Origin of the sequence: Actinomycetospora cinnamomea (assembly GCF_003096675.1) — a bacterium.
GTDB lineage: Bacteria > Actinomycetota > Actinomycetes > Mycobacteriales > Pseudonocardiaceae > Actinomycetospora > Actinomycetospora cinnamomea.
Window position 1 is genome coordinate 26,295 of record NZ_QEKW01000029.1, and the last position, 15,181, is coordinate 41,475.

Genomic DNA, 15,181 nt, shown 5'->3' on the forward strand with positions numbered 1-15,181 from the left:
CGCTGGTGCGTCCCGCGTGTGTCCGTTTCCGAGTCTGCCAGCTCAGCCGAACAGGGTCCCCTGGCCCCGGCCGTCGCCCGCGTCCGGCCCCGCCGGCGGCGGTTCCTCGCCGAGGTGGCGCCAGGCCGCGGCGGTGGCGACGCGTCCCCGCGGCGTGCGGGCGAGCATCCCCGCGCGCACGAGGTAGGGCTCACACACCTCCTCGACCGTGCCGGGCTCCTCCCCCACCGCGACGGCCAGCGTGGACACCCCCACCGGCCCACCGCCGAAGGAGCGCACGAGGGCGGCGAGCACGGCGCGGTCGAGCCGGTCGAGTCCGAGCTCGTCGACGTCGTAGACCGCCAGCGCCGCCCGGGCGACCTCGCGCGTGACGGTGCCGTCGGCGCGGACCTCGGCGTAGTCGCGCACCCGGCGCAGCAGGCGGTTGGCGATGCGCGGCGTGCCGCGGGACCGGCGGGCGATCTCGCGCGCGCCGTCGGGGCGCAGCACGACGTCGAGGATGCGGGCGCTGCGGGTGAGCACCTGCTCGAGGTCGGACGGCTCGTAGAACTCCATGTGCCCGGTGAACCCGAAGCGGTCGCGCAGCGGGCCCGTGAGCGCGCCCGCCCGCGTGGTCGCCCCGACCAGCGTGAACGGCGCGACGTCCAGCGGGATCGACGTCGCGCCCGGGCCCTTGCCGACCACGACGTCGACCCGGAAGTCCTCCATCGCCAGGTAGAGCATCTCCTCGGCCGGGCGGGCCGTGCGGTGGATCTCGTCGATGAACAGCACGTCGCCCTCGACGAGGTTCGACAGCATCGCCGCGAGGTCTCCCGCGCGCTCCAGCGCCGGCCCCGAGGTGATGCGCACGGCGCTGCCCAGCTCCGCCCCGATGATCATGGCCAGGCTGGTCTTGCCCAGGCCGGGCGGCCCGGAGAGCAGGACGTGGTCCGGCGGGCGGCCGCGGCGCAGCGCGCCCTGGAGCACCAGGTCGAGCTGCTCGCGCACCCGGGGCTGGCCGATGAACTCGTCCAGGCGCGCGGGGCGCAGCCTGTTCTCGAGGTCGCCCTCGCCGTCCTCGGCCGTGGCGTCCAGGGCGCGCTGGAGGCTGTTCTCCAGGTCGTGCTCGCTCATCGCGACGGCCCGAGACGGGTGAGGGCGGCGCGCAGCACGGCCGACGAGTCGGAGGGCCCGCCGGCACCGAGCACCTCGTCGACGGCCTTCTCCGCCGGCCTGGCCGCGAAACCGAGACCGACCAGCGCCTCGACCACCTGGTCGCGCAGCGTGCCCGCGGCGACCGGCGAGGCGGGCGGCTCGCCGGCGCCGGCGTCGCCGGGCGCGGCGGGGGCCACCTTGTCGCGCAGCTCGACCACCAGCCGCTCGGCGCCCTTGCGCCCGATGCCCGGCACGCTCATCAGCGTCGTGAGGTTGCCGTCGGCGAGCGCGGTCGACAGCGCCTGGGGGTCGAGCACCGCCAGCGTGGCGAGCGCGAGCCGCGGACCGACGCCGGAGACCGTCTGGAGCAGGCCGAACAGCTCGCGCTCGGCCGCGTCGGCGAAACCGAAGAGCGTCAGCGAGTCCTCGCGGACGACCAGGGCGGTGTCGAGCCGGGCGGCCTGCCCCCGGCGCAGGCGCGCGAGCGTGGACGGTGTGGCCTGCACCGCCAGGCCGACCCCGCCGACCTCGACCACCGCGTGGTCGAGCCCGACCGACAGGACCTCACCCCGCACCGACGAGATCACCGCACGTCCCTCCCGACCCCGCTCGCGAACACGCGTTCGAAGGCTACCGGCCACCCCCGACGCTCCCGGGGACCGCCGCGCGCGCCCTCACCGCGCCAGGAACTCCGCGAGCACCGGGGCCAGCACCGTCGGGGCGACGACGTGCCCCTGCCCGGGCAGGGTGCGCCGCCGCGCCCCCGGCACGGCCGCGGCCAGGGCGCCGACCGTCGCCGCCATCCAGGCGGGGCTCGCGCCGCCGTCGACGGCGAGCAGCGGTGCCGCGAGGCCCGCGAGCCGGTCGATCGGCAGCGGGTCGCGGCAGATCAGCGCCACATCGTGCGGCAGCGCCACCGCCAGCGCCGCAGTCCGCGGCCAGAAGGGCGTCACGCGCAGGCGCTCGACCGGCGCAGGCGCGGCCGCCGGGAAGCCCTCGAGGAAGGCCGCCGCGGCGCCGTCGGTGCTCCCGGCGCGCAGGGCGGTCATCGTGGCGTCGGCGAGGGCGCAGCGGGGGCCGGGGCTCTCGTCGTCGCGGCGCCACGGCGGCTCGTGGGCGACGATCCGCGCCGCGGGCACGCCCCGCAGCGCCGCCTCGACGACGAGCACGGCGCCCGCCGAGTGCCCGTAGTGCGCCGGGGTGCCGCCGGCGTACGCGCAGACCGCGGCGAGGTCGGCGACCTCGGTCGCGACCAGCGCGTCCCCGTCGGGGCCCAGGGGATCGCGCGCCGGGTCGGGCGCGCCGCCGCTGTCCCCGCGGCCGCGCCGGTCCCAGAGGTGCACGGTCGCCCGGTCGGCCAGGGCCTGCGCGAGCAGCCGCATGCTCGCCCGGTCCTGCAGCGCGCCCGGCGTGAGGACCAGCGGCGCGCCCTCGCCGAGGGTCTCGACGGCGAGGCGCGTGCCGTCGGCGGAGACGACGTGGGTGGTGCTCACCGCGCCCGGCGGGCCGCGGCGAGGCGGGCGCGGTGGTGCTTCGCGACCTCGGCGGCCCGCACCTCCGCCTCGGCCATGCGCGCGAGCATCGGCGCGCGCCAGCAGTGGCAGACGGCGAGCGCGAGGGCGTCGGCGGCGTCGGCGGGTCGCGGGGCGGCGCCGAGCGAGAGCACCCGGGTGACCATCGCCGTCACCTGCTCCTTGCCCGCCCGCCCCGAGCCGGTGACCGCGGCCTTGACCTCGCTGGGCGTGTGGAAGGCGACGGGCAGTCCGGCGCGGCCCGCGACCAGGGCCACGACCCCGCTGACCTGTGCGGTGCCCATGACCGTGCGCACGTTGTGCTGGGCGAACACCCGCTCGACGGCGATGACGTCCGGGCGGTGCTCGGCGATCCATCCCTCGACGGCGTCGGCCACGGCGGCGAGCCGCTGCGCCACCGCCTCCCCGGGCGGGGTGCGCACGACGTCCACGGCCACGGCGTGCACCGCGCGGCCCCCACCGCCCTCGACGACGCCGAGGCCGCAGCGCGTCAGCCCGGGGTCCACGCCCAGCACCCGCATGGCCCCGGACGCTACGGGCCGGGGCGCCGATCACCCGCGCTCGTCCCCGGCTCGGTGTGTCGGCATGCTGGCCCCGCCAGCACCCGGGCACCGACAAGGAGGCCGCCGTGACCCGTCCCCCGAGCGAGGAGCCCCGCCCGCCGTTCCCGCCGTTCGACGAGGAGTCGGCGCGGGCGAAGGTGCTGGCCGCGGAGAACGCCTGGAACACCCGTGACCCGGAGAAGGTCGCGCTCGCGTACACCCTGGACACGGTGTGGCGGAACCGCGACGAGTGGCTCACCGGGCGCGAGGAGGTCGTCGCGTTCCTGACCCGCAAGTGGGAGCGCGAGCGGGACTACGCCCTGCGCAAGGCGCTGTGGACCTACGCCGGGCACCGCATCGCCGTGCGCTTCCAGTACGAGTGCCGCGACGCCGACGGGCAGTGGTGGCGCTGCTACGGCAACGAGAACTGGGAGTTCGCGCCCAACGGGCTGATGGCGCGGCGCGAGGCGAGCATCAACGATCTGCGCATCGAGGAGTCCCAGCGGCGCATCCACGGTCCGCGTCCCGACGGGGACACCAGCGAGATTCCGATCTAGGGGCGCGGCCCCGGGTCGTCGTGGCGGAACGTGACGCTGACCCGGGGCCCGGCGCCGGGCCACTTCGGCACGGTGTGCTGCCACTCGTGCTGGCACCGCCCGCCCATGACCAGCAGGTCGCCGCCCGCGACGGTCAGGCGCGTCGCCGCGCCGCCGCCGAGCGGCCGCAGCCCGAACCGCCGCGGCGCGCCGAGCGAGACGATCGCGACGATCGGCGCCTCGTGGGTGAAGCGGACGCGGTCGCCGTGCCAGGCCACGGAGTCCTGGCCGTCGCGGTAGAAGTTGCACGCGACGCGGTCGAACCGCACGCCGTAGCGTGCGGAGAGCACGGCGGCGACCGCCGGCGCCGGGTCGGGGGCCTCCTCCACCCGCCAGCCGCAGGTCAGTCGCGGCTCGATCACGGTGCTTGCCTCTCTCCTGGCTGGGTCGTACATGCGACGTTGCCGCTGGCCCCACGGCGCCTCCGCGGTGATCGCGTCGAACCACGCGTCCGCGCCGGTGATCCAGGCGGGGGCGAGGTCGACCCACGAGCGGTCGTCCAGCACGATGCGGCGCGGGACGACCGCGGGATCCACAGCAGGGTTCCCGGCGGTGTCGCCTCCGCCGAAGAGCGAGGGTGTCCAGGCCACGGTCATCCCCGCCAGTAGAACACACGTTCGATTCGAGGTGTGAGTGCTTTCCCGTGCCAGGGCGCGGGAGAGCACGCACGGGCCCGGAGGGCAGAGATGACCAGCAAGCACATCGTCGTCAGCGGCCGCGTGCAGGGCGTCAACTTCCGCTCGGCGGCCCAGGACGCCGCGACCGACCTCGGGATCGCCGGGTGGGTGCGGAACCGGGACGACGGCAGCGTGGAGATGCTCGTCGAGGGCGACGACGACGCCGTCGAGCGCATGGTCGGCTGGGCCCGGCAGGGTCCGTCGGCCGCCGAGGTGACCGACGTCGACGTCACCGACACCGAGCCGCAGGGGCTGAGCTCGTTCGAGCAGGCGTGACGCCCGCGGTCCCGCCCGCGCAGGTCCGCGCCTTCCGCCTGCGCCGGCAGGGCGTCGTCGACCGCGACGGCGCCGGTCCGGTCGACGTCGCCCGGCGGCTGGTCGGCGTCCAGGCCCAGGTGCCCTCGGCAGCGGCGCAGGCCGTCGCCGCGCGGACGGCGGGCGGCACGGCCGACGACGGCACGGTCGAGGCCGCGCTGGCGGCGGGGACGCTGCTGCGGACGTGGTCGGTGCGCGGCACCCTGCACCTGCTCGCCGCCGACCAGGCCCCCGCCGTGCTGGCCCTGCTCGCCGCGGCGCGCACCTGGGACAAGGGCGCCTGGCAGCGCGAGTTCGCCACCGCCGCCCAGATGAGCGCGCTCGCGGCGGCCGCGGCCGAGGTGCTCGCCGACGCCGTCCTCACCCGCGAGGAGCTCACGTCGGCCCTCGTCGCGCACACCCGCGACGCCGGGCTCGCCGAGGCGCTCGGGTCGGGCTGGGGCGCGCTGCTCAAGCCGCTCGCGTGGCAGGGCCTGCTCTGCCACGGTCCGCCCGCCGGGTCGCGCGTGACCTTCACCAGCCCGGGCGTGCTCGTGCCGGGCTGGCCGGGCCTCCCGGACCCCGACGAGGCCGCCCGCACGGTCGTCCCCGCCTTCCTCGCCGCGCACGGCCCCGCGACCGCCACGGCGTTCGACGCCTGGCTGCTGCGGGGCGGGACACCGAAGGCGCGGCTGCGGCGCTGGTTCGCCGACCTGCGCGACGCCGGCTCGCTCACCGAGGTCACGGTCGACGGCGAGGTCCGGTACGCGCGCACCGTCGACCTCGACGACCTCACCGATCTCGCCGGCGCCTCGCCCCCCGGCCTGCGCCTGCTCGGCCCCTTCGACCCCTACGTGCTCGGCGCAGGCACCGCCGACCCGGACCTCGTGCCCCCGGAGCACCGGCGTGCGGTCAGCCGCGCCGCGGGCTGGATCGCCCCCGTCGTGCTGGACGCCGGGCGCGCCGTGGGCACGTGGAGCGCCGAGGAGGACCGGCTCGTCGTGACCCCGTTCGCCGACCCGGTCCCGTCCGCCGCGCTGGAGGGCGAGCGCGCGGTGTGGAGCCGGGTGCTGGGGCGCCCGCTCACGCTCCCGGCGTGACGCCGGCGCGCCCGTCGCGCACGAGCAGCGTCACCACGAGCCCCGCGTGGTCGGTCGTCGGCAGGCGCCGGATCACGAGCCCGGTCGGCGTCGCCGGCCCGGACACCAGCACGTGGTCGATCGCCGCGAACGGCGGCAGGACGCCGTCGGTCGGCCACGTGCCCCGCAGGCCCGCGCCCAGCGACGCGCCCGCGTCGCGCCACGTCCCGTCGGCGAGGAGGCGGCGCAGCGGGCGGTGGTCGAGGGTGGCGTTGAGGTCGCCGAGCACCAGCCGCGCCGTTCCCCCCGCGGGCGCCGGAGCGGGCAGGTCGGCGATCTCCCGGGCCCAGCCGGCGGGGTCACCGCGGAAGACCGGCGCCTCGGGGTGCGCGACGACGACGTCGACCGGACCCGCGGGCGCGAGCACCCGAGCCGTGACCTGCGAGAACTCGCCCGGTCGCAGCGTCAGCCCCGACGGCACGAGCGGGTGCCTCGACACGATCGCCGTGCCGCCGGCACCCGGACGGGCCGCCGACTCGGTGAACGGGAGCTCCGCGCGCAGCCCGGCCGCGACCAGCCGCTGCTCGGCCTCCGGGGTCACCTCCTGCAGCCCGAGCACGTCGACGCGCTGCTCGCGGACCAGCGCCGTCACCGCCGCCGGGTCGCCGCGTCCGAACTGCAGGTTCACGGTCGCGACGACCACGGGCGCGCGTCCCGGGCCGGGCGCGCCCCCGGGGTCGCGGTCGTCGACCGCCCGCGGCACCACCACCGCGGCGAGCACCAGGCCCGCGACCAGCGCGACGGCCCCCGCCGCCCGCCGCCGCAGCACGAGCGCGACGACGCCCACGGCGAGCGCGAGGGCCGCCGCCACCGGGGTGAGGGCCAGCAGGGCGAAGGCCTCCGGCGGCGCGATCGGCGCCCACCACCAGAACGGCACCCAGAGGGCCGCGACCGCGGCGCCGAGCCACAGCACGCCGCTCACGAGGCGGCGCAGGACGGTCGCCACGCGGCGTCAGGGCGCCAGGCGCTCGAGACGCAACAGCTCGACGCCCGCGGCGTCGGAGAGCCGTCCGGTCTCCTCGTAGCCGGCGCGCCGGTAGAGCCGCAGGTTCTCCTCGCTGCGCGCACCCGTGACCAGCCACGTGACGTCGCCCGTGGCCAGCTCGGCGTGCGCCCGCTCCATCAGTGCCCGGCCGATGCCGTGGCCCTGGACGTCGGGTGCGACCGAGAACCGGGCCAGCTCCGCGCACCCCGAGCCTGTGCCCACCCGCTCGCCCCGCAGCCGCACCGAGCCCACCAGCCGCACCCCCGCCCAGGCGCCGAAGGCGCGCACGTCGGCGCGTTCGAGATCGGCGGCGAGCTCCGCGACGGTCTCGCGCAGCGGCGGGATTCCGGTCGTGCCGTAGCGGCGTCCTTCGGAGAGGTAGGCCGCGTACTGCACGGTCAGCGCCTCCCCGGCGTCGGCCACGGTCAGCGCGGCGACGACGCACGGGGCGGTGGTCACGGCTCTCAGCCGACCTCGGCCATGACCTCGTCGGAGGCGTCGAAGTTGGAGTAGACGTTCTGGACGTCGTCGGAGTCCTCGAGCGCGTCGATGATCCGCAGCACCTTGCGAGCGCCGTCGGCGTCGACCTCGACGTTCATCGACGGCACGAACGACACCTCGGCCGAGTCGTAGTCGATGCCGCCGTCCTGCAGGGCGGTGCGCACGGTCACGAGGTCGCCGGCCTCGCACAGCACCTCGAAGCTCTCGCCGAGGTCGTTGACCTCCTCGGCACCGGCCTCGAGCACGGCGAGCAGCAGGTCGTCCTCGGCGAGGTCGCCCGAGGACTGCTCCTTGGGGACGATGACGACGCCCTTGCGGTTGAACAGGTAGGCGACCGAGCCCGGGTCCGCCATCTGCCCGCCGTTGCGGTTCATGGCCGTGCGGACCTCGCCGGCGGCGCGGTTCTTGTTGTCGGTGAGGCACTCCACGAGCACGGCCACCCCGCCCGGGGCGTAGCCCTCGTAGGTGATCGCCTGGTAGTCGGCCCCGCCGGCCTCGGCGCCCGAGCCGCGCTTGACCGCGCGGTCGATGTTGTCGTTGGGCACCGAGGTCTTCTTCGCCTTCTGGATGGCGTCGTAGAGCGTCGGGTTCGCGGCCGGGTCCCCGCCGCCGGTGCGCGCGGCGACCTCGATGTTCTTGATCAGCTTGGCGAACATCTTGCCGCGCTTGGCGTCGACCACGGCCTTCTTGTGCTTGGTGGTCGCCCACTTGGAGTGGCCGCTCATCGTCACCCGCCCTTCGTCTCGCAGCGGTCCATCCTACCGAGGGCCCTGGCCGCCCGAGGGGACGGTACGGTGCCGTGGAGGCTGAGTCCGGATTCAATACCCAGGGGAGCGGCATGGACGTCACGACGCGCGAGCGCACCCACAGCTGGTCCGACCCGGGGACCCTCGCCGCCGCGGCGACGGAGCGCGACGGCCTGGCGTTCCTGCAGGCGATGGCGGACGGGACGCTGCCGCCCCCGCCGATCATGACCTTGGTCGGCGCCGGCGTGGAGTCGGTCGAGCACGGACGCGTGGTGTTCACCGTCGAGCCGGCCGAGTACCACTACAACCCGATCGGATCGGTGCACGGCGGCATCTACGCCACGCTGCTGGACTCGGCGGCCGGGTGCGCGGTGCACAGCACCCTGGAGGCCGGCGTCGGCTACACCAGCCTCGACCTCTCGGTGAAGTTCCTGCGTCGCCTGACCGCCGACTCCGGGACCAGCCGCGCCACCGGGTACGTCGTGCACGCCGGACGCAGCACCGCGCTTGCCCGTGCCGAGCTCGTCGACGGCGCCGGGCGCCTGGTCGCCGAGGCGACGTCGAGCTGCCTGATCCTGCGCGGCTGAGGCCCGCGAGGCCGACGTCACAGCGGCTGTGGGGGGCTCCGGGGGACCCCCGGGTGGTCCGGATGCCGTCGACGGGAGGCCGCCATGCCCGCGCAGCGCCGCGTGACGCGCACCGTCACCACGGGGGTGACGGTCCTGCTCCTCGGCCTCGGGGCCGCCTGCGGTCAGGGCGGGGCTCCCGCGCCGGCCGGTCTCCCGGACCCGGCGCGGACGGCCTCGGCCGAGCCGGCCGGCGGCGGCCCCGCGCCGGCCGGCGCCGCCACCCAGGGCCTGGTCGAGGCGCCCGTGATCGTGCCGCCCGGGCTGGGCGCGGCGCCGTTCGACACCCCGCGGCGGGCACTCGTGCCCGACGGGTGGTCGGTCGCGGTATGGGCCCGCGTCGACGGCGCGCGCCTGGCGGCGTTCGCGCCCGACGGCGCCCTGCTCGTCTCGCGCCCCGGTGCCGGCGAGGTCGTCCGCCTCGCGCCCGGGCCGAGGGGCCCGACCACGACGACGCTGGTCAGCGGCCTGACCCAGCCCCACGGCCTCGCGTTCTCGGGCAGCACGCTCTACGTCGCCGAGAGCAACGCCGTGCGCTCCTACCCCTACGAGGGCACGACGCTCGGCACGCCCACCGCGGTCGTCGAGGACCTGCCCGACGCCCGCAGCCCCGAGCTGGGCGGCGCCTACGCCCACGCCCTCAAGAGCGTCGCCGTGGGCCCGGACGGCGCGGTCTACGTGTCCGTCGGCTCCACCGGCAACGTCTCCCCGGCCGACCGCGAGGCCACCCCGCAGCGCGCGGCGATCCTGCGCGTGCCACCGGGCGGCGGGCCGGCCGAGCCCTATGCCCGCGGCGTGCGCAACGGCACCGGCCTGGCGATCGCCCCCGACGGCGCGCTGTGGACCGCGGTCAACAACCGCGACGACATCCCCTTCCCCCACGACCGCCCGCCGCGCGCGCCGGAGGTGTCGTTCTACCCGTGGCAGAACGGCGAGCTCGGTGGCCAGCGCACCCTCGTCGGCGGTTTCCAGGCGCCCGACGGCTCCCGCTGGGGCCGGCCGGTGGCCGCGGTCCCCGAGCCCGACGGCGCCGTGTACGTCACCGACGACGGGGCCGGCGCGGTCTACCGGCTCGCACCGTCCGGTCGGTAGGACCCAACCGTTTTGCGGGGCGGTCCGCCGGGCAGGTGGACGGCGTACCGACCCAGCGGAGAGGACCCATGAGCGAGAACGTCACCGTCACCCGGACCGTCGACGCGAGGCCCGACCGGATCTTCGCCCTGCTCGCCACCCCGGCCCGTCACCACGAGTTCGACGGCGCGGGCATGATCCAGGGCGTCGAGGGCAACGCCACGCTCACCGGGGTGGGCGACCAGTTCGTCATGAACATGCGCAACGACGCGCTCGGCGACTACCAGATGCTCAACACCGTCACGAGCTTCGTGCAGGACCGCGAGATCGGCTGGTCGCCGCAGGCGCACCCCCTCGACGGCTACACCGACAAGCTCGGGGACGTCCGGGTCAAGGGCCACACCTGGACCTGGAAGCTCGAGCCCGCGGGCAACGGCACCGAGGTCACCCAGGTCTACGACTGGAGCGGCGTCGAGGACGACCAGTTCCGAGGCTTCTTCCCCTTCGTCACCGAGGAGCAGATGGAGCAGACGATCGACAGGGTGGCCGAGGCGGCCTCCTGAGATCGTCAGCCGTCGGCGCCGGGGGCCGGGCGTGCCCCCGGGCCGGGCGTCGTGCGCATCCGGTCGTCCGCGGCGAGGCGGTGTCCGGCGGCGCACTCCGCCACCAGCTCCACCGGCGCCCCGCAGCCGTCGTGGCGCACCACGACCGGCGGGCCCGCCGGCCCGGCACGGTGGCGGTCGCCCCACGCCATCAGCGACAGCAGGACCGGGCGCAGGTCGTGGCACGCGGCGGTCGGGCGGTACTCGTGGCGCACCCGCCGGCCCGGCTCGCGGTACTCGGCCGTCTCCACCAGCCCGGCCTCGGCGAGCACGGCCAGGCGCCGGGAGAGCACGGTGCGGGCGATCCCGAGGTGGGCGACGAGGTCGTCGAAGCGCCGGACACCGCCCAGGAGATCCCGCACGACGAGCACCGTCCACGGCTCGCCGAGCACGGCCATCGTCCGGGCGATCGAGCAGGTCGCGCTGTCCAGCTCGCGCCAGGACGGGGCGGTGCTCACGCCCGCCTCACGACTCGGCCCGCTGCTTGATGCCGGCCAGCGTGCGTTCGATGCCCTGCTGCCACTCGCGCAGCCGGCCCGCGACGAGGCGCTCCTCCTTGTCGGGCATGCGCTCGATGACCGTGGTGAGGTTCGACGGCCCCGGCCCCATGCGGGCCCGCTGCCGCAGCTCGGTGCCGCCCGCGACCGGTCTGAGCGTGAAGCGCCAGAGCGCGGTGGGGTTCGCGGGGTCCGTGACGGCCCACGCGAACGCGCGCTCCTCGTCGCACTCGACGACCTCCGAGACGGTCTCCCACTCCCCCACCTGCGGGTGGGCGTTGCGGCCGCGGAAGCGGTGGCCGACCGCCGGCGCGTCCCCCTCGGCGGGCCCGTCCGGGGCGGGCAGCCACTGCGCCTCCTGGAGCTCCTCGGAGGTCTCGGCCACGACCGCGATGTCGCTCACCAGCGGCCACACCCGCGCGGGCGGCGCCTCGACGTGGACGGCGGCCTCGGCGGTGGGGCCCTCGGCGTAGCGCACCGGCACTCCCAGGAGCTCGTGACGGGTGGACGCGGAGCCTAGTGCCAGCTGGGTCCGCCCGCGAGACCCAGGACCCACGGGAGCGAATTCCCGGCTACAGGCGCCGGCTACAGGCGGGAGCTCCGCTCACGAAGGGCGGCGAGGGCCTCGACGGTCGCGGTGGTGCGGGCGGGGTCGCCGGTGGTCTGGACCATGAGCGCGAGGTGCTCGAGCCCCGTGGCCGCGGCGGTGGCGGCGACGCGCTCGGCGACGTCGTCGACCGTGCCCACGGGGTGCAGCCGGCAGAGCAGGTCGGTGTAGGCGACGGGATCGCGCAGGGTGCGTTCCGCTCCGTCCGCACGCACGTGCCCCGCCAGCCCCGGCCCGAGCCAGCCGGGCAGGGCGTCGCGCACGGACCGCTGCGCCGCGGCGTGGGTGTCGGCGACGTGCGCGATGCCGACGCCGACGTGCGCCCCCGCCCGCCCGGCGCGCTCGTCCCAGCGCCGCACCATCGCAGCGCGCTCGGTGTCGTCGGCGTGCATCCCGAGCAGCAGCGGTAGGCCGCGGTCGGCGGCGAGGTCCACGGTCGCTCCGCTCGTCGCCGCGACGCGCACGGCCGGCCCGCCGGGCGTCGCCGGCCGCGGCACCACCGCCACCTCGGGGAAGGGCAGCACCGGACCGGGTCCGGCGACCGTCTCGTCGCGCCACGCCCCGAGCAGGGCGTCGAGCTCCTCGGCGAACCCGCGCTCGAAGCGGTCGGCGCCCCCGCCCTGCACCACCAGCTCCCTCCACGGTCCCCCGCGGCCCACCCCGAGAGTGAAGCGACCGGGCGCGAGCTGGTCGAGCAGCGCGGCCTGCTCGGCCAGGGCCACCGGGTGGGTCACGGGCAGGACGCTCACCGCGGTCCCGACGCCGACGCGGTCCGTGCCCGCGAGGAGGTGCCCGGCGAGCGTGACCGCCGAGGGGCAGACGCCGTAGGAGACGAAGTGGTGCTCGGCGAGCCACACATCGTCGAGGCCGAGGCGATCGGCCAGCCGCGCCAGCCGCACCGTCTCGGCGAGCGCCTCGCCGTGGGTACGGCCCGGCCACTGCGGCGAGACGAGGAAGAGCCCGAGGCGCACGCACGCCACCCTGCCCGACGGTGACCGCCTGATCATGCACGCCCGTGCATGACTTAGAGTAATCACCTGTTCCGCGCAGCGTCACGAGAGGGGCTCCGAGTGAAGGTCGCGTTCGTCGGCAAGGGCGGCAGCGGGAAGACCACCTGCGCGTCGCTGTTCGCGCTGCGCGCGGCCGCGACGGGTGCCCCGGTGCTCGCGCTCGACGCCGACATCAACCAGCACCTGGCCGTCGCCCTGGGCGCGAGCGAGGCAGACGCGGCGGCGCTGCCGACGCTGCCGGCGCACCTGGGGCTGATCAAGGAGTGGTTGCGCGGGGACAACCCGCGCTTCACCCCGGAGCAGATGATCAAGACGACGCCGCCCGGGCACGGGTCCCGGCTGCTGCGCGTCGTCGAGGACAACCCGGTGTGGGACGCGACGCTCCGCGAGGTCGTGCCCGGCGTCCGCCTCGGGCTGGCCGGGGCGTTCGACGACGCCGACCTCGGGGTCGCGTGCTTCCACGCGAAGACCGGCGCGGTCGAGCTGCTGCTCAACCACCTGGTCGACGGTCGGGGCGAGTACGTCGTGGTCGACATGACCGCGGGCGCCGACGCGTTCGCCTCGGGGCTGTTCACCCGCTTCGACCTCACGTTCCTGGTCTGCGAGCCCACCCAGCGCTCGGTCGGCGTGTACCGCCAGTACGCCGGCTACGCCCGCGACTTCGGCGTGCGGCTGGCAGTGGTCGGCAACAAGGTGTCCGACGCCGACGACGCGGCCTACCTGCGCGACGAGGTCGGCGACGACCTCGTGGGCGTGCTCGGACGCTCGGCCCACGTCCGCGCCGGCGACCGGGGCGCCTCGCGTGACGTCGCCGGGCTCGAGGAGGCCAACGTCGCCGCGCTCGACGATCTGCGCGCGGCGGTCGACGCCGTCGAGAAGGACTGGGTGCGCTACCAGGCCGACGCCGTCGCGATGCACCGCCGCAACGCCGACGCCTGGGCGGGCCCTGCGCTCGCCGCGCAGATCGACCCGGACTTCGTCCCGGGCCGCGAGACCGTCACCCTCTGAGCACCTCCCGTCGGGCGATTGCCCCGGTCCCCGGCCGTGATCTTGGCTCGGGGTGCCGGATAACTGAGCCGACGGAGGTCACCGTGTCCCTGGACGTCTCGCCCGACCTGCTCGACAGCGCCGCCCGCGGGGAGGTCACCGACGCCGAGTTCGTCGACTGCGTGCGAACCTCGCTGCCCTACGCCTGGACCGTCATCTCCTCGGTGGTCGCGGACCTCGAGCTCTCCGACGGCGAGCTCGCCGACCACGAGGTCCCGCCGCCCAGCGAGGCCGAGCGGGGCCAGCTGCTGCGCGCGCTCGCCTCGGACGCCATCCGCGGCGGGCTCGAGCGCCACTTCGGCGTGCGTCTCGCGTTCCAGAACTGCCACCGCGTCGCCGCCTTCCGGCCGGAGGCGGTCGGCGGCGTGACGTACCGGGAGTTCACCTCGCCCCGCGGGCAGCTGCTCAACCAGAGCCCCGAGCTACGCGACTGCTAGCTCGTCAGGCCCAGCACGGTGTCGCGGACCCGGCGGAGGAAGAGGTCGTGCAGGCGGGCGTCGCCGGTCTGCTCCGGGTGGAACGCCGTCGCCATCACCGCACCCTGGCGCACGGCGACGACCTTGCCCGACGCCGGGCCGGGCACCGATCCGGGCACGCGGGCGAGCACCTCGACGCCGCGGCCCACCGACTCCACCCACGGCGCGCGGATGAACACCGCGCGCACCGGGCCGCCCGCGATCCCGGTCACGGCGAGGTCGGCCTCGAACGACTGCACCTGCCGTCCGAAGGCGTTGCGGCGCACGGTGATGTCGAGGGCGCCGAGCTGGTGCTGGTCGGGGCGCCCGTCCACGGCCTCGCGGGCGAGCAGGATCATGCCCGCGCACGAGCCGAACGCCGGCATCCCGGCGCGCAGGCGCTCGCGCAGCGGCTCGAGCAGGTCGAACGCCTCGAGCAGCTTCGACAGCGTCGTCGACTCCCCGCCCGGCAGCACGAGCCCGGCGACCTCGTCCAGCTCGGCGGGCCGGCGCACCGGCCGCGCGTCGGCGCCGCAGGCGCGCAGGGCGTCGAGGTGCTCGGGGACGTTGCCCTGCAGGGCCAGGACGCCGACGGGGGGACTCACACCACCAGTGTAGGAACGTCGGCCCGTCGCCGATCCCGATGGACGTCGACTGGACGTCGACGACGCCCGCAGGACGTGGAGGTCAGGCGCCGGCGGGCTCCGGTGCCGGCGTCGGCCTGCTCGTCCCGGGTCTGGGCGCGATGGTCGACGGGGACGTGCTGGGCGAGCCCGTCGCGGTGTGGGGCGGTGAGCGCCCAGCTCCGGACCGGACTTCACGCAGCAGATCCGCCGACGCGGGGTCGCGCGCCGTGCTCGCGCCAGTCGAGGTCGTCCTGCCGGTCGACGTGCTGGTCGGTGGGTTCGCGGTCGGCGGTGTCGCACAGCTCGGCGAGCTGGGCGTCGGCCACCCGCGCCACCAGCCGACGCACCGTCTCCCGCAACTGCGCCGGCGTACGCTCCCGCCCCGGCCGCGACCACAATGCCGCATCCACCTCCCGCGCCGAGCCCGGCGAGCACTGCTCGGTCTGCTCGATCACCACCCGCACATGCGACAACGACACCCGCCCCGCCTCCAA

The 15,181-nt window shown here is 76.3% G+C and carries 21 protein-coding genes; 8 read left to right on the forward strand and 13 right to left on the reverse strand.

The window, feature by feature from the left end:
* Positions 1 to 42: 42 nt before the first annotated feature.
* The 4 genes from ruvB to ruvC all read right to left on the reverse strand — a co-directional run bounded on the left by ruvB (position 43) and on the right by ruvC (position 3,187).
* Complete coding sequence (gene ruvB / locus C8D89_RS27460) at positions 43 to 1,113, reverse strand: Holliday junction branch migration DNA helicase RuvB (RefSeq protein WP_116711326.1); 1,071 nt, start codon at positions 1,111 to 1,113, stop codon at positions 43 to 45.
* Positions 1,110 to 1,721, reverse strand: a complete 612-nt coding sequence (gene ruvA / locus C8D89_RS27465; protein WP_116711327.1) for a Holliday junction branch migration protein RuvA — start codon at positions 1,719 to 1,721, stop codon at positions 1,110 to 1,112. Before ruvA ends, ruvB begins: the two co-directional genes overlap by 4 nt.
* An 87-nt stretch (positions 1,722 to 1,808) precedes the next feature.
* The gene (locus tag C8D89_RS27470) at positions 1,809 to 2,627 is read right to left on the reverse strand and encodes an alpha/beta fold hydrolase (RefSeq protein ID WP_116711328.1); all 819 of its coding nucleotides are present in this window, start codon (positions 2,625 to 2,627) and stop codon (positions 1,809 to 1,811) included.
* Positions 2,624 to 3,187 (reverse strand): crossover junction endodeoxyribonuclease RuvC, encoded by a 564-nt coding sequence (ruvC, locus tag C8D89_RS27475; protein ID WP_116711329.1) that lies wholly within the window; start codon positions 3,185 to 3,187, stop codon positions 2,624 to 2,626. The genes C8D89_RS27470 and ruvC overlap by 4 nt, the downstream gene beginning before the upstream one ends.
* A 107-nt stretch (positions 3,188 to 3,294) precedes the next feature.
* Here ruvC and C8D89_RS27480 point away from each other — a divergent pair, with 107 nt between their 5' ends.
* Positions 3,295 to 3,765: a nuclear transport factor 2 family protein gene (locus tag C8D89_RS27480; protein WP_116711346.1), complete on the forward strand. Its 471-nt coding sequence runs from the start codon at positions 3,295 to 3,297 to the stop codon at positions 3,763 to 3,765.
* Here the strand turns inward: C8D89_RS27480 and C8D89_RS27485 are convergent.
* The gene (locus tag C8D89_RS27485) at positions 3,762 to 4,400 is read right to left on the reverse strand and encodes an alpha-ketoglutarate-dependent dioxygenase AlkB (RefSeq protein WP_116711330.1); all 639 of its coding nucleotides are present in this window, start codon (positions 4,398 to 4,400) and stop codon (positions 3,762 to 3,764) included. The genes C8D89_RS27480 and C8D89_RS27485 overlap by 4 nt on opposite strands.
* 90 nt (positions 4,401 to 4,490) lie before the next feature.
* Between C8D89_RS27485 and C8D89_RS27490 the strand changes: the two genes are divergently transcribed.
* On the forward strand, positions 4,491 to 4,757 hold the full coding sequence (locus C8D89_RS27490) for an acylphosphatase (RefSeq protein ID WP_116711331.1): 267 nt from the start codon (positions 4,491 to 4,493) through the stop codon (positions 4,755 to 4,757).
* Positions 4,754 to 5,875, forward strand: coding sequence for a DNA glycosylase AlkZ-like family protein (locus tag C8D89_RS27495; protein ID WP_116711332.1), 1,122 nt, complete (start codon positions 4,754 to 4,756; stop codon positions 5,873 to 5,875). Before C8D89_RS27490 ends, C8D89_RS27495 begins: the two co-directional genes overlap by 4 nt.
* Here C8D89_RS27495 and C8D89_RS27500 read toward each other — a convergent pair.
* The 3 genes from C8D89_RS27500 to C8D89_RS27510 are packed head-to-tail and all read right to left on the reverse strand — an operon-like array spanning position 5,859 to position 8,125.
* Positions 5,859 to 6,860 carry an endonuclease/exonuclease/phosphatase family protein gene (locus tag C8D89_RS27500; protein WP_116711333.1) on the reverse strand — a complete coding sequence of 334 codons (1,002 nt, stop codon included), beginning with the start codon at positions 6,858 to 6,860 and terminating at the stop codon, positions 5,859 to 5,861. The two genes, C8D89_RS27495 and C8D89_RS27500, sit on opposite strands and share 17 nt — an antisense overlap.
* Before the next feature lie 6 nt (positions 6,861 to 6,866).
* A complete protein-coding gene (locus C8D89_RS27505; protein ID WP_116711334.1) occupies positions 6,867 to 7,358 on the reverse strand; it encodes a GNAT family N-acetyltransferase in 492 nt (163 codons plus the stop codon).
* Positions 7,359 to 7,363: 5 nt separating this feature from the next.
* A complete protein-coding gene (locus C8D89_RS27510; RefSeq protein WP_116711347.1) occupies positions 7,364 to 8,125 on the reverse strand; it encodes a YebC/PmpR family DNA-binding transcriptional regulator in 762 nt (253 codons plus the stop codon).
* A gap of 74 nt (positions 8,126 to 8,199) precedes the next feature.
* Here C8D89_RS27510 and C8D89_RS27515 point away from each other — a divergent pair, with 74 nt between their 5' ends.
* From C8D89_RS27515 to C8D89_RS27525, 3 genes are all read left to right on the forward strand, one after another.
* Positions 8,200 to 8,733, forward strand: coding sequence for a PaaI family thioesterase (locus C8D89_RS27515; protein ID WP_279323409.1), 534 nt, complete (start codon positions 8,200 to 8,202; stop codon positions 8,731 to 8,733).
* 84 nt (positions 8,734 to 8,817) lie between these two features.
* Positions 8,818 to 9,864 carry a PQQ-dependent sugar dehydrogenase gene (locus tag C8D89_RS27520; RefSeq protein WP_207787466.1) on the forward strand — a complete coding sequence of 349 codons (1,047 nt, stop codon included), beginning with the start codon at positions 8,818 to 8,820 and terminating at the stop codon, positions 9,862 to 9,864.
* Positions 9,865 to 9,932: 68 nt separating this feature from the next.
* Entirely contained in the window at positions 9,933 to 10,406 is a 474-nt protein-coding gene (locus tag C8D89_RS27525) for an SRPBCC family protein (protein ID WP_116711337.1), read from the forward strand.
* 5 nt (positions 10,407 to 10,411) lie between these two features.
* Here C8D89_RS27525 and C8D89_RS27530 read toward each other — a convergent pair whose 3' ends face one another.
* The 3 genes from C8D89_RS27530 to C8D89_RS27540 form a co-directional block, all read right to left on the reverse strand.
* Positions 10,412 to 10,903, reverse strand: a complete 492-nt coding sequence (locus tag C8D89_RS27530) for a winged helix-turn-helix transcriptional regulator (protein ID WP_243418431.1) — start codon at positions 10,901 to 10,903, stop codon at positions 10,412 to 10,414.
* Between the two features lie 7 nt (positions 10,904 to 10,910).
* Positions 10,911 to 11,420: an SRPBCC family protein gene (locus tag C8D89_RS27535; RefSeq protein WP_243418432.1), complete on the reverse strand. Its 510-nt coding sequence runs from the start codon at positions 11,418 to 11,420 to the stop codon at positions 10,911 to 10,913.
* 107 nt (positions 11,421 to 11,527) lie between these two features.
* Entirely contained in the window at positions 11,528 to 12,529 is a 1,002-nt protein-coding gene (locus tag C8D89_RS27540) for an LLM class flavin-dependent oxidoreductase (protein WP_243418433.1), read from the reverse strand.
* A 90-nt stretch (positions 12,530 to 12,619) separates the two neighbouring features.
* Between C8D89_RS27540 and C8D89_RS27545 the strand changes: the two genes are divergently transcribed.
* Together C8D89_RS27545 and C8D89_RS27550 are read left to right on the forward strand one after the other, a co-directional pair.
* Complete coding sequence (locus C8D89_RS27545) at positions 12,620 to 13,567, forward strand: ATP-binding protein (RefSeq protein WP_116711338.1); 948 nt, start codon at positions 12,620 to 12,622, stop codon at positions 13,565 to 13,567.
* Between the two features lie 83 nt (positions 13,568 to 13,650).
* Positions 13,651 to 14,043, forward strand: coding sequence for an SCO5389 family protein (locus C8D89_RS27550; RefSeq protein WP_116711339.1), 393 nt, complete (start codon positions 13,651 to 13,653; stop codon positions 14,041 to 14,043).
* Here C8D89_RS27550 and pdxT read toward each other — a convergent pair.
* Together pdxT and C8D89_RS27560 are read right to left on the reverse strand one after the other, a co-directional pair.
* Positions 14,040 to 14,666: a pyridoxal 5'-phosphate synthase glutaminase subunit PdxT gene (gene pdxT, locus C8D89_RS27555; RefSeq protein WP_116711340.1), complete on the reverse strand. Its 627-nt coding sequence runs from the start codon at positions 14,664 to 14,666 to the stop codon at positions 14,040 to 14,042. The genes C8D89_RS27550 and pdxT overlap by 4 nt on opposite strands.
* 212 nt (positions 14,667 to 14,878) lie before the next feature.
* Positions 14,879 to 15,181: hypothetical protein (locus C8D89_RS27560; RefSeq protein ID WP_207787467.1), on the reverse strand; the 303-nt coding region annotated here is incomplete at its 5' end.